The sequence below is a fragment of the Microcoleus sp. FACHB-1515 genome, from assembly GCF_014696105.1.
Taxonomy (GTDB): Bacteria; Cyanobacteriota; Cyanobacteriia; order Elainellales; family Elainellaceae; genus JAAUTJ01.
This window is the reverse complement of record NZ_JACJPO010000054.1, coordinates 43437-68210: the sequence shown is the minus strand read 5'-3', so window position 1 is coordinate 68210 and position 24774 is coordinate 43437. Positions and strand designations below refer to the sequence as shown.

Annotated in this window: 20 protein-coding genes; 8 read left to right on the top strand and 12 right to left on the bottom strand. The window is 54.0% G+C overall.

Annotation, left to right across the window (positions count from 1 at the left end; genetic code table 11):
* Nucleotides 1-15: 15 nt before the first annotated feature.
* From hisS to H6F67_RS18355, 3 genes are read right to left on the bottom strand one after another with little or no spacing between them, the layout of a single operon-like run.
* Nucleotides 16-1299, bottom strand: a complete 1284-nt coding sequence (gene hisS, locus H6F67_RS18365; RefSeq protein ID WP_190768073.1) for a histidine--tRNA ligase — start codon at nucleotides 1297-1299, stop codon at nucleotides 16-18.
* A 9-nt stretch (nucleotides 1300-1308) separates the two neighbouring features.
* On the bottom strand, nucleotides 1309-1575 hold the full coding sequence (locus H6F67_RS18360; RefSeq protein ID WP_190768072.1) for a hypothetical protein: 267 nt from the start codon (nucleotides 1573-1575) through the stop codon (nucleotides 1309-1311).
* 39 nt (nucleotides 1576-1614) lie between these two features.
* Nucleotides 1615-1899 carry a LuxR C-terminal-related transcriptional regulator gene (locus H6F67_RS18355; RefSeq protein ID WP_190768071.1) on the bottom strand — a complete coding sequence of 95 codons (285 nt, stop codon included), beginning with the start codon at nucleotides 1897-1899 and terminating at the stop codon, nucleotides 1615-1617.
* Nucleotides 1900-2027: 128 nt separating this feature from the next.
* Between H6F67_RS18355 and H6F67_RS18350 the strand changes: the two genes are divergently transcribed.
* Nucleotides 2028-2417, top strand: a complete 390-nt coding sequence (locus H6F67_RS18350; RefSeq protein ID WP_242020706.1) for a DUF4168 domain-containing protein — start codon at nucleotides 2028-2030, stop codon at nucleotides 2415-2417.
* A 128-nt stretch (nucleotides 2418-2545) separates the two neighbouring features.
* On the opposite strand, the gene H6F67_RS18345 is transcribed toward H6F67_RS18350, so the two are convergent.
* Nucleotides 2546-3172 carry a TetR/AcrR family transcriptional regulator gene (locus H6F67_RS18345; RefSeq protein ID WP_190768069.1) on the bottom strand — a complete coding sequence of 209 codons (627 nt, stop codon included), beginning with the start codon at nucleotides 3170-3172 and terminating at the stop codon, nucleotides 2546-2548.
* A 319-nt stretch (nucleotides 3173-3491) separates the two neighbouring features.
* On the opposite strand from H6F67_RS18345, the gene H6F67_RS18340 reads away from it, so the two are divergent.
* Genes H6F67_RS18340 through H6F67_RS18315 form a run of 6 tightly spaced genes read left to right on the top strand, consistent with a single transcriptional unit; the run spans nucleotide 3492 to nucleotide 8938 of the window.
* Complete coding sequence (locus tag H6F67_RS18340; RefSeq protein ID WP_190768068.1) at nucleotides 3492-4757, top strand: HlyD family efflux transporter periplasmic adaptor subunit; 1266 nt, start codon at nucleotides 3492-3494, stop codon at nucleotides 4755-4757.
* The gene (locus H6F67_RS18335; RefSeq protein WP_190768067.1) at nucleotides 4754-5320 is read left to right on the top strand and encodes an HAD family phosphatase; all 567 of its coding nucleotides are present in this window, start codon (nucleotides 4754-4756) and stop codon (nucleotides 5318-5320) included. The genes H6F67_RS18340 and H6F67_RS18335 overlap by 4 nt, the downstream gene beginning before the upstream one ends.
* Nucleotides 5317-6465, top strand: a complete 1149-nt coding sequence (devC, locus tag H6F67_RS18330) for an ABC transporter permease DevC (RefSeq protein ID WP_190768066.1) — start codon at nucleotides 5317-5319, stop codon at nucleotides 6463-6465. Before H6F67_RS18335 ends, devC (H6F67_RS18330) begins: the two co-directional genes overlap by 4 nt.
* Nucleotides 6462-7649: an ABC transporter permease DevC gene (devC, locus tag H6F67_RS18325; protein WP_190768065.1), complete on the top strand. Its 1188-nt coding sequence runs from the start codon at nucleotides 6462-6464 to the stop codon at nucleotides 7647-7649. Before devC (H6F67_RS18330) ends, devC (H6F67_RS18325) begins: the two co-directional genes overlap by 4 nt.
* Entirely contained in the window at nucleotides 7649-8428 is a 780-nt protein-coding gene (locus tag H6F67_RS18320) for an ATP-binding cassette domain-containing protein (RefSeq protein ID WP_199304508.1), read from the top strand. The genes devC (H6F67_RS18325) and H6F67_RS18320 overlap by 1 nt, the downstream gene beginning before the upstream one ends.
* 24 nt (nucleotides 8429-8452) lie before the next feature.
* Nucleotides 8453-8938 (top strand): T3SS (YopN, CesT) and YbjN peptide-binding chaperone 1, encoded by a 486-nt coding sequence (locus H6F67_RS18315; protein WP_190768063.1) that lies wholly within the window; start codon nucleotides 8453-8455, stop codon nucleotides 8936-8938.
* An 83-nt stretch (nucleotides 8939-9021) separates the two neighbouring features.
* Here H6F67_RS18315 and H6F67_RS18310 read toward each other — a convergent pair whose 3' ends face one another.
* The 7 genes from H6F67_RS18310 to ptsP all read right to left on the bottom strand — a co-directional run bounded on the left by H6F67_RS18310 (nucleotide 9022) and on the right by ptsP (nucleotide 19095).
* Complete coding sequence (locus H6F67_RS18310) at nucleotides 9022-9183, bottom strand: hypothetical protein (RefSeq protein ID WP_190768062.1); 162 nt, start codon at nucleotides 9181-9183, stop codon at nucleotides 9022-9024.
* Nucleotides 9184-9392: 209 nt separating this feature from the next.
* Nucleotides 9393-11648 (bottom strand): hypothetical protein, encoded by a 2256-nt coding sequence (locus tag H6F67_RS18305; RefSeq protein WP_190768061.1) that lies wholly within the window; start codon nucleotides 11646-11648, stop codon nucleotides 9393-9395.
* Nucleotides 11649-11673: 25 nt separating this feature from the next.
* Entirely contained in the window at nucleotides 11674-12843 is a 1170-nt protein-coding gene (locus H6F67_RS18300; RefSeq protein WP_313926860.1) for a glycosyltransferase family 4 protein, read from the bottom strand.
* Between the two features lie 11 nt (nucleotides 12844-12854).
* The gene (locus tag H6F67_RS18295) at nucleotides 12855-13421 is read right to left on the bottom strand and encodes a Uma2 family endonuclease (RefSeq protein WP_190768059.1); all 567 of its coding nucleotides are present in this window, start codon (nucleotides 13419-13421) and stop codon (nucleotides 12855-12857) included.
* A gap of 138 nt (nucleotides 13422-13559) precedes the next feature.
* A complete protein-coding gene (locus H6F67_RS18290; RefSeq protein ID WP_199304504.1) occupies nucleotides 13560-15401 on the bottom strand; it encodes a PTS fructose-like transporter subunit IIB in 1842 nt (613 codons plus the stop codon).
* A 27-nt stretch (nucleotides 15402-15428) separates the two neighbouring features.
* The gene (gene pfkB / locus H6F67_RS18285; RefSeq protein ID WP_190768058.1) at nucleotides 15429-16370 is read right to left on the bottom strand and encodes a 1-phosphofructokinase; all 942 of its coding nucleotides are present in this window, start codon (nucleotides 16368-16370) and stop codon (nucleotides 15429-15431) included.
* A gap of 277 nt (nucleotides 16371-16647) precedes the next feature.
* Complete coding sequence (ptsP, locus tag H6F67_RS18280) at nucleotides 16648-19095, bottom strand: phosphoenolpyruvate--protein phosphotransferase (RefSeq protein ID WP_190768057.1); 2448 nt, start codon at nucleotides 19093-19095, stop codon at nucleotides 16648-16650.
* 748 nt (nucleotides 19096-19843) lie between these two features.
* Here ptsP and H6F67_RS18275 point away from each other — a divergent pair.
* Nucleotides 19844-22315: a glycoside hydrolase family 9 protein gene (locus H6F67_RS18275; RefSeq protein ID WP_190768056.1), complete on the top strand. Its 2472-nt coding sequence runs from the start codon at nucleotides 19844-19846 to the stop codon at nucleotides 22313-22315.
* 127 nt (nucleotides 22316-22442) lie between these two features.
* On the opposite strand, the gene H6F67_RS18270 is transcribed toward H6F67_RS18275, so the two are convergent.
* Nucleotides 22443-24638 (bottom strand): AAA family ATPase, encoded by a 2196-nt coding sequence (locus tag H6F67_RS18270; protein ID WP_190768055.1) that lies wholly within the window; start codon nucleotides 24636-24638, stop codon nucleotides 22443-22445.
* Between the last annotated feature and the right edge of the window lie 136 nt (nucleotides 24639-24774).

The following is a 24774-nucleotide window of genomic DNA, read 5'->3' as shown; positions in this document are numbered from 1 at the left end:
AGGCGATCCGAATCGCTATGGCTGCCGCAGGACGTTCAGTTTTTGGTGAAGTTCTGCGGCCATTGTTGGAAGATTGGACTGATCGATCGCTTGCTGTTCGCCCGATCCCAACCACTTGAGCTTCACGGATTGGACTGCGGCTTCGTCGTCTCCGATAATTAGGCAGGCCAAAGCGCCCGATCGATCGGCTCGCTTAAACTGTTTGCCAAATGCGCTGCTGCTGAGATCTAGCTCAACCGCAAAATCGAGATGCCGCATCGTTTGCGCCAGCTTGAGCGCCTGAGCTTCTGCCTGTTCGCCTCGCGAAATCACGTAGAAATCAAGCGGCGGCGATGTAGGTTCTGCGAGCTTTTGCATCAGCAAGATCAAGCGCTCCATGCCCATGCCCCACCCGATCGCGGGAGTATCGGGACCACCCAGTTCGCGCACCAGTCCGTCATAACGTCCGCCGCCGCAAACCGTCGCCTGTGCACCCAAGTCGCTCGACTGAATCTCGAAGGCGGTGTGTGTGTAGTAGTCCAATCCGCGCACCAGTCGGGGATTGAGCTTGAAGGCGATGCCCAAATCGGTGAGTCCTTGCTGCACGCGATCGAACCGCGCTTGTGACTCAGAACTGAGGTGATCGAGAATGCTTGGCGCATCGCGCACAATGTCTTGCGTCCGCTCATCTTTGCTGTCGAGAATGCGGAGCGGATTGCGCGTCAGGCGGTCTTGCGAATCCGGGTCAAGGTCGGCTTTGTAGGGCGTGAAATAATTGACCAGTGCTTCGCGGTAGGTGGCGCGATCGATCGGTGTTCCCACTGAGTTGAGATCGAGACTGAGCGATTTCACGCCCAACCTTTGCAAAAGGTCAGTCGCGATCGCAATTACCTCGACATCCGCTCTTGGATCGGCACTGCCCAAAATTTCCAGGTCAATCTGGTGAAACTGCCGCTGGCGTCCGGCTTGCGGTCGTTCGTAGCGAAACATGGGGCCAATGTACCACAAGCGCTGAACGCCGCCTTGGGCGTGTAGTCCGTGCTCGATGAAGGCGCGGACGATTCCGGCAGTCGCTTCCGGGCGCAGCGTGATCGATCGATCGCCCCGATCCTTAAACGTATACATTTCCTTGCCGACCACATCCGTCGCCTCACCGATGCCGCGCTCATAGAGGTCGGTTTGCTCGAAGACAGGCGGACGAATTTCGTGATAGGCCGCACGGCGAAAAATCTCGCGTGCCGTTGCTTCGGCCTGCTGCCAATAGCCGACTTCTTCGGGCAAAATGTCCCTTGTGCCTCGAACTGCCTGAATGCTGCCCATTTTTCTAATTTAGATCGCCTGCCAACTGCCGTAGCGATCGCCATAGTACGCCAAAATCTGACCCACCCGCTCGACCGATTGAGTGGTTGCTGCCTGGGTGTAGCGAATATCAATTCCGCCAACCTGACTTTGCAGATAGTCAAACTGAAGCGACATTTGCGGCAGCAGTTCCACCTCGACGCCTTCAACCTGCCGCAAGTGCGCTCTCACCTCTCGGTAAATCGCCAGCGGCAAGCGGGGACAGCAAATTTGCACAGGAGATTCGATCGAAGGCATGAATTTTCACAGAAATCATCGACTAGTGAAGCGATCGCTTTAAGAAATCAGTTCATCGCGAGGAATTGGCACGGCAGGCAGCGTACAGCAGTTGACTTCATCAATGCAGACCTTGCCCCACTGCAACGCCCAACGCACCAAGGCGACACGATTGCCCGTTGCGGTTTTCGTCAAAATATTGCTGATATGGTTGTCAACGGTGCGCTTGCTGATTTCGAGCTTTTCGGCAATTTCCTGGTTTGTCAAGCCGGACGCGACAAGTTCAACAATTTGCAATTCTCGCTCAGATAGTGTCCCCACCGAAGACGTATCTTCATTTGCCATACTGCTTTACCACCCTTTCCCTTTTTACTATGTACTTATGCTTATTCTTCAATTCTAGAGGCTGCGTAGGCAAATCTGCGGAGCAAAACGGCTGCAATTCTGAGAAGTTTATAAAAAAATTAATACTCTTGCCTGCGATCGCCCTAATTCTATGGCTCAACTGGCTCACTCCAACTTGGGCAGCCGATGTCCCCGATGCGATCGAACCGCCTCCAGCCATTGCTGCTCCTGCACCATCCAGCTTCAGCGCCAGCGATATTTCGGCTGAAAAAGTTAGTCAGTTCGTGCAAGCCTACCTGCAAGTGCTGCGGCTGATCGATCGCCGCGAACCCGAACTGCAAGCGGCAGAAACCGAATCGGAATCTCTGCGAATTCAGCAAGAAATTGAAGCCGAAGCGTATGGGGCGATCGCCGCAGCAGGACTGAGCGAAGTGGAATATTTGCAACTGTTGGGGCTGGCAAACACTGATGCCGAATTTGGCGAACGCATCGCCGCTCAGCTTCAGGAAATTGATTAGACTTCAGCCGGATCGATCGCACTAGCGCAACCAGAAATGATCAACAACCTCAAATTTACCTTTTCACAGCGTCAGTCCTGACCCAACTTCTGTTAAATCGTGTCTACCGATTTAGAACTAGCATTCCATCACTTTGTGGGATTCGCTTGGCACAGCACGATCGCCACCAGGTTTTCAACAAATCGCTGTTTATCGATCGGATTAATTTGTTTTTCGTGCAGCACTTCTTGGCCGAGAATAAAACTTACCAATGCCCCTGTAAAAACGCGCGTTGTCATTTCTGGATCGGCAAGATTAAGCTGGGGATGCGATCGAAAATACTCACCCAAAACTGCATCGCCCTCTTGCAAAACCTGGCGCATATAAAGCTGAGCCAGATCGGGAAAGCGACCAGATTCGGCAATCATCAAGCGAATGAACGCAATGTATTCCGGGTCGTCCATCAGTCCCAAAAAGATTTCGGCAACGCGACGTAAAACGCGATCGGGTGGTTCACTTAAAGGCAGCGAACAATCGGGAAATTCCAGGTCAAATCGACGCAGCACTAGGCGTTCAATGAGAGCAACAAAAAGTCCTTCTTTGCCCTGAAAGTGATTGTAGATTGTGTGTTTTGAAACGCCTGCTTGGGCAGCAACGCGATCCATACTAGTGCCGCGATAGCCGTGCTGCAAAAAAACCTGCATTGCCCCCTGCAAAATTTGCTCAGGCTTGTCTTTAGTATGGGGTGAAAAAAGGCCTGATTGTTCGCTAAGCATGGCGGGCAAATCATAAGTGAAAGAACAAAATGAAAGTCTGACGTGCGGAGGAGGCAGGTCACAAGTGGCTTGCTACAGTTCGAGCATATGAACTTTTGTAGACAGACTGCACGGAACGGTGTAGTGTAAAGACATATAACCACACTACACGGTGCAGTGCAGTTACTGCAAATTGCAGTGACGATACCGTACCGCAAGCTTCGCGATCGATTTCCATCTTTTCTTCAGATGCCTCTCGGCTGCGAGCTTGCGCCGACTGCCCAGAAGCAGCACTGAACTCGATCGATTGGTCTCCCCTCGCGCCAAGACACTAGCGGCCATGACGATTACAGACGTGCCTCGCAAGCCCAAACAGGGGCGAAACAGAAACAATCAAGGGCGGAATATCCTGATCGTACTTCTTTTGCTCTTGCTGCCCGGACTCGGATTTTTTGCCTTCCGCACGTACACGCAGCGAGCAGAGCAGCAAGCGATCGAGGAAGCGGCTCCACCCCCACAGCAGGTAACCGTCGCCGCGCTCGGTCGGCTTGAGCCGGAAGGCGAAGTGGTGCGCGTCGGCGGGCCAGCAGGCGAACGAATTGCGCGGATGCTCGTCGCAGAAGGCGACTATGTGCAGCAGGGGCAAATCTTGGCAGTGCTAGAAACCTACGACCAGCAACAGGCGCAGCGTGATGTGGCCGCCAGTGAATTAGCCGAAGCGCGATCGCGCCTCGCTGCCATCACTCAGTCCGGCCAAGCTGAAATTCAAGAAGCACAAACGCGAGTGTCGCAGGTCGATCGCCCCCAAGCTGCCGAGGTTCAGGCGCAAGCCGCCACGATTCGTCAGCTTCAGGCCGAACTCGATTTAGCGCAAATAGAACTGCGGCGGACGCAAGATCTCGTCAATCAAGGCGCAGTGGCGCGGCAGCAGCTCGACCAGCGCACCTCGGAACTCCGGCAGCGGCAAGAAGCCCTCAACAGCGCTCGCGCCGAACTGGTTCGCCTGCAAACCGCTCGCAATTCTGACCTATCGAACGCGCAGGCGCAGGTGCAATCTGCTGAAGCGGAACTGACGCGATCGCAAGCCGAAGTCACCGTTCAGTCTGCTGCTCGCAACTTGCAGCTTGCCGAGGCGCAACTGGCTCGGACGGTCATTCGCGCTCCGCGTACAGGCGAAGTGCTGCGAATCCATACGAAAACCGGAGAAGCGATCGCAGCAGGCGGCAGCGGCACGCAAGAACAGGGCATTTTGGAATTAGGCAACACACGCCAGATGGATGTGGTGGCAGAAGTATATGAAACTGACATCGGGCGCGTCCGGGTCGGTCAAACAGCAACGATTACCAGCCGCAACGGAGCATTCAGCGAGACGTTGACAGGCCGCGTGACTCGCATCGGCAGCCAAATCTTCAAAAACAATATTTTGGATGATGATCCCGCAGCAAATGCGGATGCTCGCGTGGTCGAAGTCCGCATCCGCCTCGATCAAAGTGAACCAGTGCGGCAGCTTACTAACTTACAGGTGGATGTCCGCATTGATGTTGAAGGGGCGCCTTCACCCGTCACGCCTTCGCCCAGTCCCACTGCTACTTCTGAACCGTCATGAACGCCCGCGCTCTAATTTTTGACTGCGACGGGACGCTGGCCGATACGCTGCCCGCGCATTTTGAATCGTTTGCGATCGCCCTCCACGCATTTGGCATCGCGTTCGATCGCGCTTGGTTTTACGACCACTGTGGCTTGTCGGCAGGTGAAATGCTCGTGCAGTTCAATCAGCAGTTTGGCTACGCGCTGGACGTAGACGCAGTGAATCGATCGCGCCAGCAGCAGTTTTATCAGCTTGTTGACAAAATTCGCCCGATCGAGCCGATCGCCGCAATTGCTCGCGACCACGCTGGAAAACTGCCGATCGCACTAGCTTCGGGCGGCGATCGATCTGTGGTGGAAGCGACTTTGGATGCGATCGAGATGCGTCAAGATTTTGATGCGATCGTTTGCCGAAACGATGTGCAGCACGGTAAACCTGCACCCGACATTTTTCTGCTGGCGGCGGAACGGCTCGGCGTTGCTCCGGCTGACTGCTTAGTTTATGAAGACAGCGATACGGGACTTGAAGCCGCCAAACGAGCGGGAATGCGATCGATCGATGTGCGAGAGGTGTTGGAATGAAACGCACACCATTGGCCTTTCTCAATTTAATTTCAGAACGGACGCGCTTGATTGTGGCGATCGCCGGAGTCGCGTTTGCCGTCCTGCTGGTGTTCATGAATCTTGGCTTTCTCGGTTCTTTGGCGCTAACGGCCAGCCAGCTTTATAGCCGGATGAACGCGCAAATTTTCCTGATCTCGCCGCGCACGTTGGAAATTAGCACCAGCAAACCCTTCGATCGCGACCGACTTTATCAGGTGGCCGGACTCGAAGGCGTTGAGCGCGTCATGCCTTTGTATGTCGGCTATCAGCAGTGGCGCAATCCGGAAACTCGCCGGACGCGATCGATGTTCGTGTATGGCTTTAATCCGACCGATCCGGTTTGGACAATGCCAGAACTGAATCAGCCGGAAACGCTTCAGATTTTGCGCCAGCCGGATACAGTTTTGATCGATCGCTTCTCGCGTCCAGAATTTGGACCGCAGACAACCGGAATCGAAACCGAAAGCAGTCGGCGGCGAGTCACGATCGGCGGGCAATACACGTTGGGCGGCGGCTTTGCAGCAGACGGCACGATTATCGTCAGCGACCAAAATTTCCGTAGGCTGTTTAGTCCGCGTCCGCTCAGCAGCATTGATTTGGGCTTAATTCAAGTCACACCAGGTGCAAACGTCGAAGCGGTGAAAAAGGCAGTTCGCGCCCGATTGCCGAAAGATGTCTTGGTGATGACGCAGCAGGAAATTATCGATCGTGAGCAGGCTTACTGGATTGGCACCACTTCGATCGGCTTCATCTTCGGCATGGGCGTTGTCGTCTCGTTCATCGTTGGCACGGTGATTGTTTATCAGATTCTCTCAACCGACATCGCCAGCCATCTACCGGAATACGCGACGCTCAAAGCAATGGGCTACCGCAGCCGCTTTTTGTTCAACGTCGTTCTGCAAGAAGCCGTGATTCTGGCAGTCATGGGCTACATTCCTGGCTACATCATCTCGATCGGACTTTATGGATTGACGCGCACGGCGACCAACAACGCTTTGCCAATGGCAATGAACATGGGACGCGCGATTTTTGTGCTGCTCTTGACGATCGCCATGTGTTCCATCTCCGGCTTGATTTCCGTCCGAAAAGTGATTAAAGCTGATCCTGCGGAGGTGTTTTCATGAAGCGATTTGCCCAAAGAAGATCTTCCAGACGCACTCCGCTGGCCTGGCTGAATCTGACGCACGATCGCCGCAAGCTTGCCACTTCACTGGCCGGAGTTGCGTTTGCTGTGCTGCTGATGTTCATCTTCACAGGCTTCAAAAACGCTTTGTTTGATTCGCAAGTGCAGCTTTTGGGCAAGCTCAACGCCGACATTGTGCTGTCGAGCAGCCTCCGCACCAATATGTTTGTGCCCGAAGCGTTCGCCCGCCGCCGTCTGTTTCAGGCTCGCACGTTTGAGGGCGTCGAGTCGGCCTACCCGCTCTACATCAACAACGCCAACTGGAAAAACCCGGAAACCAAGCTGACTCGTCCGATGCGCGTGTTGGCTTTCAATCCGCAAGATCCGATCTTGCCGCTGCCGGAAATTAAAGCGCATCGAGCGGATCTACAAATGTCCGACACCGTAATGGTTGATACAAAATCGCGTCCGGAAGTCGGTTCAATCACGCCCGGAACCGTCACCGAGCTGTCCGATCGCCAAGTCCGCGTCATCGGCAATTTCACACTCGGAACCGACTTTGCCTCTGGCAACGGCAATTTGATTATGAGCGACCAAAACTTCTTGCGCTACTTCGCCAACCTCGGTCCCGAAGAAGACAGCCGCAGCCTCGCCACCGTTGACATCGGCTTAATCAAGCTTGCTCCGGGCGTGAATGCCGATCGCATGGCGGCCAGCATTCGCGATCGATTGCCCAAAGATGTCGCGGTCAAAACCAAAGCTGAGTTCGTGCAGCAAGAACTGACTTACTGGCAGGAAAATACCACGATCGGATTTGTGTTTTCGCTGCTGACGGCCATGTCTTTTGTCGTCGGAATTATCCTGGTTTACCAAATTCTCTATACCGATGTGGCCGATCACTGGGCAGAATACGCCACATTAAAAGCAATGGGCTACAAAAATATTTTCCTGCTCGGTGTTGTTCTACAAGAAGCTGTAATTCTCTCAATTCTCGGCTTCATTCCCGGTTTTTGTATTAGTACGCTGCTCTATATTGCAACCGCAAACGCGACGGGATTATTAATGGAAATGCGGTTCGATCGCGCCCTCAACATTCTACTGCTAACCTTCATTATGTGTTTAATCTCAGGCGCGATCGCCGTGCGAAAAGTTCAAGCTACTGATCCGGCGGAGGTGTTCGGATGATGCAAACTTCTTTGCAAATGAATGGAGCGATCGACGAAACGCCCGCTGTTGAAGTGACCAATCTCAACTACTATTTCGGGTCGGGCGATCTGCAAAAGCAAGCGCTATTTGATATCAGCATCACCTTTCCCAAAGGTCAAATTGCAATTATCACGGGTCCCTCTGGTTCTGGTAAAACGACTTTTTTAAGTTTGATTGGCGCACTGCGAACGATTCACGAAGGCAGCCTCAAAGTGATGGGACGCGAACTTGTGGGTATGAGCAATCGTGAGCTTGTGACCGTCCGACGCGGCATCGGCTTCATTTTTCAGGCACACAATTTGTTTGAATCGCTCACTGCCGCTCAAAACGTTGAAATGGCCGTTGAACTGTTAGGCGGCTTTCGCACCAAGCGCGAACAAGCAGTTGCTATTCTCGACAAACTGGGGCTGGGTCATCGTGTTGATTACAAGCCGAATTCGCTGTCGGGCGGACAAAAGCAGCGCGTCGCGATCGCTCGCGCTTTGGTGAACCAGCCGAAGCTCATTCTTGCGGACGAACCGACAGCAGCCCTTGACAAGCAGTCTGGTCGCGATGTGGTCACGCTGATGCAAAAGCTCGCCAAAGAAGAAGGCTGCACGATCTTGATGGTGACGCACGACAACCGCATTTTGGATGTGGCCGATCGCATCATCAACCTCGTAGACGGTCGGCTGGAATCCGATTCGCATCCCAACGATTTTGTCAGCAGCCACACCCACGATCCCAAAGCGATCGATTCTCAGATGTTCATGATGTAGTTTCTATCAGCAACTGTTAAATTTATGTCGATCGTTTTCACGAACAGCACTCAAGAATTGACCTATACCAAGGTCGCAGACTATCTCAAAACCAGCTTATTTCGCCACTCGATGCGATCGCACGCCGATCAGCCCAAATTCGATTTGCTCTATCAAGATGCCACCTTAATCGAAGTCGAAGTTTTACCTTGGAACATCAATCCTTGGGACGGCGATGAACTGGCGATCGTCAAAGCTTCAAGCTGCGTTTCGATCGGTTCTCAGGGCGACGCTAAGCTGATGCAATATCTGCTCTCTGAAAATCGCAAAATGCGCTTTGGTGCGTTTCAGCTTGACGAAGCCGGACAGGTGCTATTCACGCATACGGTTTTGGGCGGCGAAAATATGGATTTGCTGGAACTGCAAACCTGCATTCTCGCTGTTGCTGCGATCGCCAACACCTACCAAGATTTGATTACTGAGCAGTTTGGCGGACAAAGAGCAGTCGATCGCCTGTTTGTAAATATTTAGCGTACTGATTAATACAGCATGTTCAAATAAACCCGATCCAATTGCAGCGTTTTTCGATCGGGTTTATCTCACCGAAAAATTGATTAGGACGATCGCTCCGTCCGCTTATGCAAAGAGGCTAATAGCTGGCGTCTCACCGCGATCGCCCAGCTATCAAAATCAAATTGCGGATCGATCGTGCAGGTTCCGGTTGGCTCTGAAGACGGAGCTGAATTGCGAGATTGAATAGGGCGATCGCTGTTCATTGTGCTTTTTTCAAAACGTGGACAAGTCGCTAAAAATTGCGACACCTCTCACTATCTCCAAAAGGGTAAGCGTGAGAAAATCCGCCTTTAGTTGGAAATTATTCAGTGTATTCTCAGTCACGATCGCTCGCTGGGCGCAGTCGATCGCTTCGACCATAATATTCACTCGCTTCAAGGCACTGCAACCTGATTGAACCGCACCGAATATGCTACTCAAATCGATCGCGCTCTGGCGACCACAGTTGCAGCGAATAGGCTTGATTGCGTTCCACCAAAAGCGCCGTTTTTCCATCACCCAAATTGGCGATCGCTGCAAGCGATTGTCCAGCATTTTGACCGAGTTCACTGTAGATCAATCGGCCTTGGTCAGAAAAAATCACGGTTGGCGATCGCGTTTCGGAACGCCCCGATCGATGGGGAAGCGTCACGATCGCGTCAAGCTGCTGATTGCCTGTGAGTTCCTGAAGCTGGACAGCAAGATTTTCCGCGCCCTGCAAAATTGATTCGCTCGGCGTCGAAACCAAAGTGATGTTGGGAAGTGCCGCTTGCAGCGTTGGCAGCATCAGCTCTGTCCAAGCGGGCTGTTGGCGCGATAGATCGCTGAGCGATTGCTGCGTGGGCGTGATCCACTGAACGGTGGCAGTTGTGAGGGCAAGGATGGGTGAGGCCGAAGCAACCGCAGGCGCATCCACAACCGGAGATGGATCAGCAACAGCCGCTAGCAAAGAGACTTGGCCGTTTTGAACTTGCGTTGCTTTGATCACGGCTTCGATCGACTGCGGCTGACTGTTTGCATCCCAGCGAATCAGTTGGATGGTGGAATCGCTGGTCAGCCCCAAAGCGCTCCAAAGCTGTTGCGCTTGCCCGATCGCCGCCAGATTCAAGTCCGCGCTCGATCGCCGCCAGCTTCGCCCATCAAAAAAATCGCTGACGCGGATGCGATACCAGGTTTGATTGGGCGGCAGATCCGGCGATCGCGGCCACAGCCAATCATTTGCCTGCGGACGAATTGGCACAGCAGTTCCCACAATCCGACTGGTGTGATCGGCCACGAGCAGCGGACGATTGAGCAAATCGAGGACAGCTTGGAGGCGCGGATCGATCGATCGATTTGCCACCAGCGTCGCCACATTGCGATTGCGAGTCGTCAGCCAGCGCAACGCAGGTTCGCGCCCATGCTGCACAAACTGCGCCAAAGTGCCCAACGCCTGCAAATCGACTTGCGCCGGATTGAGGCTGAGTGCCGTGTCGATGCGATTTGCCAAGCGATCGACATTCCCCAGCAGATCTTGAAGTTCTGCACCGCTCGCCACTGCCGACTGCAAAAGCTGAAGCGATCGACTCCAGCGGCCATCCAGCAAATTGGCAGCGATCGCCTCGGTCGGATTTGCCCAGTCGCGATCGGCCTGCGCTTTTGTAATCGCGGCGTGAAACTTCACGACATCAAGCTGTGCCTGCGCCACTGTTGACCAGTCGCCGCGCTGCTTGGCGGCTTCTAGCAGTTGCAGGGCGGGTGTCCACAGTCCTTGCTGCGCGAGTCGCAGTCCGTTGACGAATCGAGACTGCTGCAAAGCAGGCGGATCAAGCGCGATCGCCACCAGTTTCATCGGGTCGATCGGTCGGCCAGTGGCGATCGGCTGATAGAACTTGAAGTTTGGCGACAGTCCAACCGTTTGATTGACGACGAGTTCCGGAGTAAAATTGCCCGTCACCTGCTGCCACTTGGGATCTTCGCCGTTTGGACTTGTCCAGGGCAGCAGCGTTTGCAGCCGATGCTGATTCAGGTCATAGCGCACGATCAATCCATAGCTGGTGCGAGTGCTGCCGCGTGCCCACTCGCCGCGCAAACTCAGCCAAACTCCCGGTGCGCCGCTGTCGTTCAAAACGCTCACCTGACTGACGGGCAGCGATCGCGCCGTACCGCCGCTGGTTGAAGGCGTTTGGCTCAAGGGCGCGAGAACAAAAATTTCCTGCGGCCCAGTGACGTTGAGGCGATCGATTAGCTCTAGCTGACTTTGATTGTTGGAGTGCGGACGGTAGACGCGCAGTTCCACCATTTCTTCGGACGATTTCAAAATTGGGATGAGCAGTTCATCTCGATCGCCACTGACGTGAGCGGCGATCGGAATTGTCGTGCCCACCGTCAAGCCCAGTGATTGCGCTTCCTGACGAATTTCTGCGATCGACTGGTAGCGCGACAGCGGCGTGCGGTTCCACTCTGGCAGCAGCCACGCCAGCCCACTCACCGAACCGGGATTGACAATCAGCATCACGGCCAGCCACGCCCCCAGCACGACCGTACTGCTCATCGCCATCAGCAGCGCTAGGCTCAGAAGCGGCGTTAAGATGCTAGAACGGCGTGGCTGCAAAACTTTGACTTTCACCGCCTGTTTCACAGGCTTGGCGACGGCACAACGAGCCTGTTGGTTGCGGTGATGCGGATGTGGCGATCGAGACCCTGACATGCGCTTTCCTCAATTCAGTTTGCTCTCAATCCGTTTGCTCAAGCACCCCGGCATACCTGCGGCCAATCTGCTCCCAAGTGTACGCTTGCTCGACGCAAATTCGGCCTTGAGTGGACAGTTGCGATCGCAGGTCGGGCTGGGTGAGGAGGCGATCGATCGCGCTGACATATTCCTCGACGCGATTGGCTCGCAGTCCGATCGGCGGCAAGCCTTCGAGGGCGCGATCGCTGCCGACGATCGGCACACCTGCCGCCATTGCTTCGAGGGTTTTGTTTTTGATGCCAAACCCAACGCGCAACGGCAACACGCAAACGGTCGCTTCATGCAGCCAAGCCGCAACGGATTCCACTGCACCCGTGACAGTCACGCCCGGATGGTTCGCAAGCGATCGCACAGTGGCAGCCGGACGCGCCCCGACGATCGCCAAGTCCACATCCGCATCGCGATCGCGAACTTGAGGTAGAACTTCTAGCACGAAGAACCGCATCGCGTCAATGTTGTGATCGGCGTCCATCGCCCCGACAAACACAAGCTGATGATTGCTGGGATCGCGCGATCGCATCGGAAACAATTCCAGATCCACTCCGTTTGGAATCACCTCGATCGATTTCTTAACGCCGATTGATTGCAGTGTTCGGCGATCGTCCTCAGTTGTGACGACAATGCGATCGAACTTTTCGCAATAGCGTTTCTCGTAATTCTTGAGTAAAGGAAGATAGAGGCGATCGCGCCAAGGTTGAACCGATGCACCAGCAGCAAGCTGATTGCGCGTCCAGCCATAAACTGAACTATGAATGTTAACGATCGATCGAATCTCAGAAGAACGAATATAAATTTCATTCACGCTATGCTCACAGGTCACAACATCAAAATCCGCGAGATTTTCATCAACCCAATCTTGCATTTCTGCGCTGTAGCGATGCAGGACGTTTGGCGGAGTTTGCTTGATCCAAGATTGCGTGAATCGATCGATCTTTCCTGTCCAACTCAAATTTCGAGGGGAATTAGGTAGGGAGAAAATCACCAGACGATCGACGTATTGTTTCAGCAATTCGATGTCTCGATCGCTGACTTGAGAATGACGCTGAGTGGCGATCGTGACGCTATAATTTTGAGCTAAATACTTTAGTAAATTGAATGTCCGCACCTCCGTTCCGCCTCGACTTGGCGGAAATGGAAAGGTAGAAGACAGCATCAAAATTTTCATTATCCTGCTGCAAGAATCTGAGCAGTCGTCAGATTGAGTTCGATAAGTTGAAAGCGAATCTGCTCATCCTGTTGATATTGAACTTCAGTGAACCCAGCTTCAGTTAAACTTAATTGCAAAATTTCCTCAGTCTGCGGATCGATGATCCAGTATTCAGGAATGCCTCGATCTTGGTATTGCGATCGCTTGGCGATGTAGTCTCGATCGCGCTGCAAATCGCCCGGACTGACAATTTCAATCACCAATAACGGTGGAGCCATTGATAGACGAATCGTGTTGCGTTTCTGTAGTTGTTCGATGTGTTCTTCGCGCAAAATGGTGAGATCGGGAAAGCGATTTCTTGGCTCTCCTCGCACTTCAAGCTCTAGGCCATGCCCGCGTACTCGCTGATGTCCTAGTATCGAAGCGAACTGCATAAAGAGAAAGCCTGCAATACTGAAATTTCTTCCTGATTCCGGTGGCAATGCAACTAACTCTCCATTGAATAGCTCATACAGATAGTCTGTGCCGTCATCATAGGCCAGATACTCTTCAAAACTTTCAAATCTTACTTTAGTTTGAACCATGTTGAGTGCTTACTTGAGAGAAGATAACTTGAACTGCTAATGTAGCTATTTTAGTGCATTTGTCTGACTTAGAAAGAGCAAGAGCAGAAGATCAAGATACCTTCTGCTCTGCGGTTTAAGCAATGATTTCAGTTTAGTTTAGCGAACGGAAGAAGCCATTTCTGGTGGTGTTTCCTGCTCAACTTTGGGAGTGCGCTGCATTCGCTTGAGTTGAGTTACAACGATCGCGGTGACAAGTGTACCGACAGCGATCGCCACAACATACATGCCGCCATTGCCGACCGCATTCGGAATTGCCAGCACGAAAATTCCGCCATGTGGAGCGCGAAGCGTACAGCCAAACAGCATCGACAATGCGCCCGCGATCGCAGACCCCGCGATGCACGCAGGAATCACGCGCAAAGGATCTTTCGCCGCAAACGGAATCGCGCCCTCGGTGATAAAGGAAATTCCTAAAACGGATGCGACTTTGCCCGCCTCGCGTTCATCTTCGCTGAAGTTGCGCTTGTTGATCAGCGTGGCAAGCGCCAAACCGAGCGGTGGCGTCATTCCCGCCGCCATCACAGCCGCCATCGGGAGAAATACGCTATTTCCAGCCGTATTATTTGCCAGCAGGCCAACCGCAAACGTATAAGCAGCCTTGTTGACCGGGCCACCCATATCAACCGCCATCATGCCGCCAAGCACCAAACCCAGCAGGATGGCGTTCGTCTGCCCCATGTTTTGCAAAAATGCGGTCAGGCCATCGAGAAGCGCCTTGACCGGAGTGCCGAAGACGTAGAACAGCAGCAGTCCGACCGCAAGTGTGGAAAGCAGAGGAATCACCAAAACGGGCTTAAGTCCTTCTAGGTTGGGCGGCAGCTTGATGCGATCGCGCACCCACAGCGCAATATATCCCGCCAGAAATCCGGACAAAATTCCGCCTAGAAAGCCCATGCCGAGGTTTGAGGCCAACATGCCGCCAATCAGTCCGGGAGCGAGTCCGGGGCGGTCTGCGATCGAAAATGCAATAAATCCTGATAGCACCGGAACAATCAGCGCAAAGGCCGACTTGCCGCCAATTTGCAGCAGAGCATCGCCGATCGATCCTGGTGCTGGCGTCAGCCCAAACACAAACGACATCGCGATAATCAAGCCGCCCGCCACGATCACAGGCAGCATGTAGGAAACGCCCGTCAGCAAATGCTTGTAGGGGCCAGAGCGCTGAGCCGATCGCGCTGCCTTCGCTTCCTGCACCGACTGTAAGTAGCCTTGTCCGTTCGACCCGGAAGCCGTCGTTGCTACAGGTTCAGGCAAGGCCAAGGCTGCTTGAACCACGCCCGCCCCATCTTTCAACGCCTGCTTAGTCGAAGTTTCGTAGACTCGTTTGCCTCGAAAGCGCGACAGATCGACGTGCGTATCGGCGGCGATTACGACTGCATCGGCTTGAGCAATTTCTTCGGATGTCAGTTGGTTTTTTGCACCGACCGAACCTTGCGTTTCCACTTTAATTTCGTGGCCGAGTCCGATCGCTGCCTTTCGCAACGCTTCCGCTGCCATGAAGGTATGTGCAATTCCGGTTGGACAAGACGTGATGCCCACCAATCGCTTTGTCGCTGTACCGTTTTGATCAGTTGTTGAAACGGGCGGTGGAGCTGTCAGTTGTGCAGCAGGAGCGCTGGTTTGTTGGGCTTCCGCGATCGCCGCCGACAACACCTGTTTTGTATCGCGAATTGCCTTGCTTGTTGAAACAGCGTAAACAGGTTTGCCGCGAAATCGATCGAGATTGACGTGAATATCTGCGGCAATAATCACCAGATCCGCCGCACCAATATCGCTGTCAGAAAGCGCATTTTTGACGCCTTCCGATCCTTGCGTTTCGATCTTGATTCGATAGCCTTGCATCTGGGCGGTTTGCCGCAATGCTTCCGCCGCCATAAAGGTGTGAGCGACTCCGGTTGGACAGGCAGTAACCGCCACAATGTTTTGAATGGTTGTCATTTTCTTGTGTTTGAAAGGTGAATTGAATTAGTCCAAAACTTCGACTTCAACTTGTGTAGTGAACGAGGCGATCGCGTCTTGAGGCGGCAAACGTGGTCCCACTTGGCTCAAGGCTCCGATCGAACAAGCGGTTGCCAATCGAGCCGTATCCGGAAGTGACAAATTCCGCAGTTTTCCCACCACTAAACCCGACACCATCGCATCGCCCGCGCCCACCGTGCTGACCACTTCGACACGAGGCGGACGCGCCCAAACTGCCGATTTTGCTTCGACAAAAAGTGCACCCTTTACACCCATCGACACGACTACGCACTGAATGCCGCGATCGATCAGTTCGCGAGCCGCCTGCACAATTTCTGTAGTGGATTGGAGCGATCGCCCCAATCCTTCTTGCAGTTCTTCTAGATTTGGTTTAATGGCAAAAGGTGCAGCACGAAGTGCCTGTTTCAAGCTTTCACCACTCGCATCTAGAACGATCGTTTTTCCTTGCGCTTTGAGTCGTTCAGTTAGCTCGAAATAAATATTAGGAGAAACATTGGCAGGCAAACTGCCAGAAAGAATGAACCAGTCGTGATTGATCGCCAATCGATCGATCTCCTGATGCAAACTTTCCACATCTTCTCCGGTGGGAGCTTGACCGGGAAAATTAATGTCGGTAACTTGATTTTGCACCTCGTCAATGATTTTGACATTCGTGCGCGTTCGTCCTGCGATCGGAATGAATCGATCGCAAATCTGCTTCTTGAAAAAGAAATTGCGAAACAGTTCGATATTTCCTTTTCCCAAAAAACCCGATGCGGTTACGGTTAGCTGAAAGTCGCGCAGAAACGAAGCCACGTTAACGCCTTTGCCGCCCGGATCGGACTGCTCCCACGCCACGCGATTGACTTCGCCTGCGCGGAAATTGGCGATCGAGGCGGTTTGATCGATCGCTGGATTTAACGTCACTGTGGCGATTTGAAGAGTCATGATTGTTGATTGAGTTGGGTTTGCGATCGCCCTCTAAATTCCCTAGGGTGTGCTTTAAAATCTTCTGTGTGGCTTGGTTGGCCTGTGGAGATCCCCCTAAATCCCCCTTAGAAAGGGGGACTTTGATCGGTGGTTCGGCTCCCTCCTTAAAAAGGAGGGTTGGGGAAGATCGGCTGTTTAAACTCTCCCTAGCTCCCTCTCTCTGGGGAGAAGGGGGATCGAACCGGAATCAGAAGTCCCTCTCCCTGGGGGAGAGGGATTTAGGGTGAGGGCAGCTTCAACGCAGCGCTCTCACCGCTTGCACAGTCCGACAGTGCAACGCCCGATTCGCCAAATCCTCTGCCTGAGCCAGCGATAAACTCCGCAGTTTCGCTTTCACCGCCGCCACGCTGGGAATGCTGACGCTGAGTTCGCTCACGCCCAAGCCCGTCAGAATCGCCGCGCCGATCGGCTCCCCAGCAATGCCGCCGCAAACGCCGACCCATTTGCCTTCCGATTTTGCCGCCTGCACAGTTTGGTGAATCAGGCGCAACACGGCAGGATGCAAGCCGTCCGCTTGTTTGGCGAGGACGGGATGGCCGCGATCCATTGCCAGCGTGTACTGCGTGAGATCGTTCGTGCCAACTGAGAAGAAATCGACTTCTTTGGCAAATTCCGCCGCCAGAATCGCCGCAGACGGAACCTCGACCATCATGCCGTACTCGACCGGAACCGCACCGACTTGCGATCGCACCTGTTCGGCCATCTGTTTCGCCTGCCGGAAATCTTCGATCGTGGCGATCATCGGAAACATGATCTTGATTTCACCTTGAGCCGAGGCGCGGAAGATCGCTCTAAGCTGCGTCTCAAACAGATCCGGACGCTGGAAGCAAAGCCGCACACCGCGCACACCCAAGAACGGGTTTTCTTCGGCAGGCATGTTCAGGTAGGGAATCGCTTTATCGCCGCCGATGTCGAGCGTGCGGACGATCAGCGGCAAACCGTTGAGCGCATCGACCATTTGGGCATAAGCGGCGTACTGTTCTTCTTCCGAAGGTGGCTCCGATCGATTCAAAAACAGAAACTCCGTCCGCAGCAGTCCGACCCCTTCCGCTCCGGCATTGACGGCTTGTTCCGCTTCGATCGCCGCCCCAATATTCGCCACGACCTCAACGCGATGCCCGTCCGTCAACAGCGCAGGCTGATAGCAGGCCAGCTTTTCTGCTGCCCGAATTGCCTGCAAATCTTTCTGGGCAGTGGTAGCCGTTCGCAAATCCGCTTCAGACGGGTTGGGGTAGAGGTTGCCGCCTTCGCCATCGAGAATGCAGGGTGTGCCGTTCGGCAAATTCAGGACGGCAGGTCCCGCCCCAACGATCGCCGGAATATCGAGCGATCGCGCAATGATGGCCGAGTGCGACGTTGCGCCGCCGTAAGCCGTGCAGAATCCCAAGATCAAATCCGGATTCAGCCGCGCCGTGTCCGAGGGTGACAAATCTTCGGCAATCAAAATCATCGGAGAATTTGGCATGACTGGCTCATCCTCGACGCGATCGGCCAGCAAACGCAACACGCGCTGACCGACATCCCGCAGATCGATCGCTCTGGCTGCCAGCAGCGCATCCGGCAGTTTTTCCAGCGCAGAAGCTCGCTGTTCATAGCTTTGCTGCCATGCCCACGCTGCGCTGCGATCGTCTTTGAGGTGGGCGATCGCGTCCTCCACCAGTTCGGGATCAGACAAAAACTCCTGATGTGCCTGGAAAATTTGCGCTTTGGCCGCGCCCGATTTCGCCTTCACCTCTTCATACAAATCTTGAAGCTGAACTTTGGCCGCCTCGATCGCTTGCAGCAAACGGGTTTCTTCCAAAGCAGGATCTTTTGCGGTTCCTGCAAAGACAATGCTGCCGCGCTGAAGCTGAAAAACCGAGCCGATCGCTACGCCCGGAGAAGCCGCAATTCCGGGAATTGGAGTCGATTCAAACTGCAAACTTTGGCCGAGCCTGACGGGAACGTTTTCCTCTTCGTCTTCGAGTCCAGCCGCGATCGCACTTCTGAGCGTCTCCAAAGCGCGATCGGCATCTGTTCCTTCGGCCATAATGCGAATCGTTTGCCCGCCTTCTACGCCTAATTTCAACAGTGAAACTAAGCTTTTGGCGTTGGCGGTTCGATCGCCATATCGCACTCGAATTTCTGACTCGAATTCTTTGGCTAAATTCACCAAAGCGGTTGCCGGACGAGCGTGCAATCCGGCTCCCGCTGCGATCGCCACGTCGATCGATTTGGCAAAATCCGGCTCAATTTCAATCGGTGCAGATGCAGCTTGCGGATTCGTTAATTGGCGAACAATATCGATCGGATTTTCTGTCGTTGCAAGTCGAGCGACGATCGATTCATCGCCCAAAACATGCGTCAAATTCTGCAAAACTTCGATATGTTCATCGGATTTTGCTGCAATTCCGACAACTAAGTGAACAGTTTCACCCGGATTCCACTCGACTCCAGCAGGAACCTGCAAAACCGCGATCCCCGTTTCTTTGATTAGGTTGCGATCGATCGGTAGACCATGTGGAATGGCGATGCCGTTACCAAGATAAGTATTGGCAACTTTCTCGCGATTAACCATGCTACTGACATATTCCGGCTGCATATGTCCGGCTTCAACCAGCAGCGACCCTACCTGTTGAATAGCGTCTATCTTGCTTGAGGCAGATGCGCCAAGCTTGATACTGTTCTTGTCTAATTCGAGCATTTCATCGAGTCAAATTGAGTTAGTTTATTAAGATCTCAAGTCTAGTAATTGAAATCACACTTCCGGACTTGCGGTTAAAGATTCTACAAATTACCCGAGTATCATTTGAAGTTTGTTTTGCAGATATTTAAGTTGCTTGAAGTTCACGTAACGTATACAACGAAACTTCATCAACTGATAGTTCAATTCTCAATGCACAACTTTTTGCTCGGTGTATTGCATAAAGCAGTGTTATTAATTTTACAGCGGCACGAGCTTAAAACTTTCGTAAATTTACTCAACTGGCTCAATCTTGGTTGGGCTATATTTGGACGCGAGCATCTGCCTGTTAAGACTCTTGAGCAGTTCTCAATGGAAATTGGGTCGTTAAAGTTGGGTCGTCGTTTAATTTCAACGCTTACCGAGTTAAAACTCACGTAGATATTTGTTAAACGCTGCTTTTTGATGCTTTTCTGACTGTTAAACCTACGGTGAGTCGTTGCTTGAACGACAAACTCTCGCCTAACCTTTATCTTCTGCAAACACAGATTTGCAGCTTCATTAGGCGATCGCCCTTTCCTTGAAACATGGCTTCTCTTGTCTCAAGACAACAGCACAATTGATTGGAATTTTCACAATGATGTGGTTCTAGTTTTGCAGCCAATTTGCTCTGGTTAAGGGCAATGGTTCTCAACTCAATCTTGCATCGATCGCTTTTGTTGACGTGATTTTGTCACGCCTTCCCTGCATACATTACCCCCAACCTTGAATGAATACTGTTGACTTCTCCGTTGCAAGCGACTGGGGCAGCGGCTTCAGTGCGAATCTGTCGATCGCCAACTCCAGCACCAGCAGTTTAAATGGCTGGACGCTAGAGTTTGACGCGCCCTTCACGATTACTGAAATCTGGAATGCTGAAATTGTTAGCCGTCAAGGTAGCCGCTATGTGATACGGAACGCTAGTTGGAACCGCACCATCGTTCCAACTAGCACTGCCTCTTTTGGGTTCAACGGCAGCAAAGCGAGCGGCGCAGTCGCACAGCCGACGAACTTCATTTTGAACGGTTCTCCCCTCAATAGCGGTGGCGCAGTCGCTCTGCCAACCTTGTCCATCGCCGACAGAACGATCGCTGAGGGCAATACCGGAACCGCGCCTGCCACGTTTGATGTGCAACTGTCACAAGCCAGCCAGCAAACCGTGACGGTGCAGTACGCCACTGCCAATGGAACCGCAACGGCAGGCTCAGACTACACGGCCAGCACCAACACCTTGAGGTTTGCACCAGGCGAAACAAAGAAAACCATTACGGTCGGCGTTTTGGGCGACACGATCGCGGAATCTAACGAAACTTTCTCGGTCAGACTCAGCGGTGCAACCAACGCCACGATCGCAGATGGAGAAGGCGTTGGCACAATTACCAACGATGATGTTGCTCCAGTTCCAATTCCAACGCCCGCTCCAACTCCAGCCCCAACTCCCATTCCAACCCCTAATCTTTCGATCGGTGATGTCACCGTCACCGAGGGCAACACTGGCGCAGCAACCGCCACGTTCAGCGTCAACCTTTCCGCCAGCAGCACGCGCACCATTGACGTGAATTTTGCGACGGCCAATCGGACTGCGATCGCCAATTCGGACTACACCAGCAAAACGGGCACACTGCGCTTTGCTCCGGGCGAAACGCGCAAGACGATCGAAGTGAGCGTTTTGGGCGACACGATCGCGGAATCGGGTGAAACTTTTGCGGTTAACCTCAGCAGTGCCGCCAACGCGACGATCGCGGATGGAGAAGGCGTTGCGACGATTATCGACAACGATGCGCCGCCTGCATCCAGCAGGTTTAACTACGGGGAGGCATTGGAGAAGTCGTTTTTGTTTTACGAAGCGCAGCGATCGGGCAGATTGCCCAGCACCAATCGCATTGCTTGGCGGGGCGATTCCGCCTTGCGCGATGGTGCAGATGTCGGTGTTGACCTGACAGGCGGCTATTACGACGCGGGCGATCACGTCAAGTTTGGCTTTCCGATGGCCGCGTCAATGACGATGTTGGGCTGGGGCGTGGTGCAATATCGCAGTGCCTACCAGCAAAGCGGCCAGCTTGATGAAGCGCTCGACGCGATCAAGTGGGGAACCGACTACATTCTCAAAGCGCACACTGCACCGAACGAATTTTGGGGTCAAGTCGGACTCGGTGGGCCTGACCATGCCTACTGGGGGCCGCCCGAAACGATGACAATGGCGCGGCCAGCCTTCAAGATTGATGCTCAGCGTCCTGGCTCTGATCTAGCTGGAGAAGCAGCGGCAGCACTAGCAGCAGCCTCGATCGCGTTTCGTCCCACTGATGCTGCCTATGCCGATCGCCTGCTCACCCACGCCACCCAGCTTTTTAGCTTCGCAGACACGTATCGCGGCAAATACTCAGATTCGATTCCTGATGCGGCCAACTTCTATCCGTCCTACAGCTACACGGATGAACTGGTGTGGTCTGCAACTTGGCTGCACAAAGCGATCGAAGCCAAAGGTGGAACCGACACGTTCTACCTCAACAAAGCGCAAAGCTACTACCAAGGTGTGTACCAAGGCTGGACGCAATCTTGGGATGAAAAATCGCACGGTGCAGCAGTTCTGCTGGCGCAGGAAACGGGCAATTCTCGCTATCGCACAGATGTCGAAAACTGGCTCAACCACTGGAGCGACAAAAGCGGCGCAGGCATTCGCTACACGCCCGGTGGTTTCGCGTGGCTCGACCAGTGGGGTTCCGCTCGCTATAGCGCCAATACTGCGTTTGTGGCCGGAGTTTATAGCGACACGGTGAACGATCCGGGCGGTGGCTCCGCCTCCTCCGGGCGCTACTCCAACTTTGCCGCTGATCAAATCGACTACCTGCTGGGCGATAATCCCAACAACCGCAGCTATGTGGTGGGATTTGGCAACAACGCTCCCCGCAATCCGCACCATCGCGCTGCACATGGCTCCACCACCAACAACATCAACGACCCGCTGACTAACCGCAATGTCTTGACGGGTGCGTTGGTTGGCGGCTTGTCTGCGCCCAACGACAACGCCTATGTTGACGATCGCACCAACTTCATCACGAACGAAGTCGCCTTGGACTACAATGCTGCCTTTACAGGTGCTTTGGCACGCATGTATCAGGAAGCCAATCAGCCGTTCACTCGCACTCAGGCACTCGCCGCTAATTCTGTTTTTTCCGGCTCAACCTTGAGCGGACTTGGTTAACGAACCGTCCCGTAGCAGACTGCGTTGATTTCGTGGCGATCGCATCCGTTTTCAGATCAATGACTTGGTGTCGGGGCATGGCGTGCCATGCCCTCGCGCGGGTGCTCGCCCGATGCTCAAGCTTGAGTTAAAGCTCTGCACGCAGATAAGCGATCGCGCCTCGCCAGTGCACCTGCTGCGAAGCAAGGCGGGTCAATGCCTGCTCAATGGCTGCAACCTCACTCGGCTTGAGGTGTTGCGCCAATCGATCGCCATAGCTGGGGCGATCTTTACCCGGACGAAACCAGCGATCGAGCAGCGCAGGCGTCAGCAGCATTTGGGTTTGGGTCGGCTCTAGCTGCACGGTCGCCCTCAGTCCGGCCTGCTCAGCGGCAGCTTGCAGATCAACCGCATCCCAGTTGGTCATCGGATCAGCGGCATTCTGGTAGATCGTTTCTTCCGCCGCAATCCACCGCTGGTAGAAATCAGCCGGAAATCGATCGGATTCAACTAGCTGATAGAGCCGTTGCGTATGGCGGGGTACGGTTTCCCCCAGCAACAGCACCCCATCGGCGGCGAGCAAGGTGGCGATCGATCGCAAAATTTCCGCTTTGTTTGGCTCCGCAATCAGGGCGTTGTGTCCGAGGATGCGATCGAAGCGCAACTCCGGCAACGGTGTGGACAGCTCAATTAGTGAACTGGTGACAACGATCGGGCGCGACAATTCGGCCAGCGCGATCGCCTGCTCCTGCAACGCCTCAGCTTCTACCGGAGTGCGAACCCTGGCATACACGCCGCCTTCGGGCACTTGTCGCACCGCTTCCCACACCAGTAAGCCGCTGCTGGCGTTGAGGTCGAGCAGCAGATGATGACGCTGGGGCGCGGCGGCGGCAAACAGGCGATCGCGCACGGTGGCAAGCTGCGTGGCGGTTTGAGAAATCGTGCGCTCCAGCCAGCGGTCTTGCGATCGATTGACAGGACTATTGGTGAGAATTTCGGGCGGGGCGATCGCGCTGCCTGCAACCATTGCCGCGAGTTGGGCTTCGCGCTGCCGTGCCACCTGCGTTTGGATTTGCAGTTCATCGCCTTGACTGGATGGCTGATAGAACACTTGGCCTTGCAAGGCGTTCGGCAAATACTGCTGGGCAACCCAGTGATCGCGATAGGCGTGCGGATAGAGGTAGCCTGCGCCATGCCCAAAGCCTTCGCGATCGCGCTTAGCATCACGCAGCGGATTGGGCACTTCGGCTTCGCGCTCTTGTTCGACGGCAGCGAGGGCATCAAAAAAGCCCATGACGCTGTTGGACTTGGGAGCGGTTGCCAGATACAGCGCAGCTTGAGCCAGCGGATAGCGGCCTTCGGGCAGTCCGACGCGATCGAACGCCATTGCACAAGCATTCACGACGACAACCGCCTGCGGATCGGCCAAACCCACATCCTCGCTCGCCAAAATCAGCATCCGTCGAAACAAAAAGCGCGGGTCTTCTCCCGCATACACCATGCGAGCCAGCCAGTACAAAGCAGCATCCGCATCGGAGCCGCGCACACTTTTGATGAAGGCGCTGATCGTGTCGAAATGCACGTCGCCTTCTTTGTCATACAGCACGGCTCGCTGCTGAATCGATTCTTCCGCAACCGACAGGGAAATGTGAATTTCGCCTGCGTCGTTGGGCGGCGTCGTTTCAACCGCCAGTTCCAGCGCGTTGAGCAAAGCTCGCGCATCGCCATTGGCAACGTTGACCAGATGATCGATCGCGTCCAAGTCAATTTGAACGTTGAGCTTGCCATAACCGCGATCGCCATCGGTTAACGCCTGCTGCACGATCGATCGCAAATCCGTTTCAGTCAGTGGCTTGAGTTGGAACAGGCGCGATCGACTCACGAGGGCTTTGTTGACCTCAAAATACGGATTTTCAGTTGTTGCGCCAATCAAGATGACGGTGCCATTCTCAACCCAAGGCAGGAGCGCGTCTTGCTGCGCTTTGTTGAAGCGATGCACCTCATCGACAAACAGAATCGTTTTTTGCTTGGACTGCTGCTTCGTTTGGGCAGTGGCACCCGGAGGCGAAGCCACCGCAGCACGAATTTCCTTGACCCCATCGAGGACGGCATTGATCGCAATGAAGTGAGCGCGAGTTGTGTTGGCGATAATCTGCGCCAGCGTCGTTTTGCCCGTCCCCGGTGGACCGTAAAAAATGATGGAAGAAAGCTGATCGGCTTGGATGGCTCGTCTGAGCAGTCGTCCCTGTCCCAAAATGGCATCTTGCCCGACAAATTCATCGAGCGTGCGCGGACGCATTCGGGCAGCGAGCGGGCTGGCAGCGTGTGAGTCGATCGACACCATAGAATCACGAACTGCAAATCTCCATCGTAAGCTGAGCGGCATCATTGCAGCACTTCACGCTTGGCCGAAAAGCCGCCGATCGTAATTTTGAGCAATCCGCGTGATAGCCGAAGCTGCGATCGCCCCTAATGTTAAA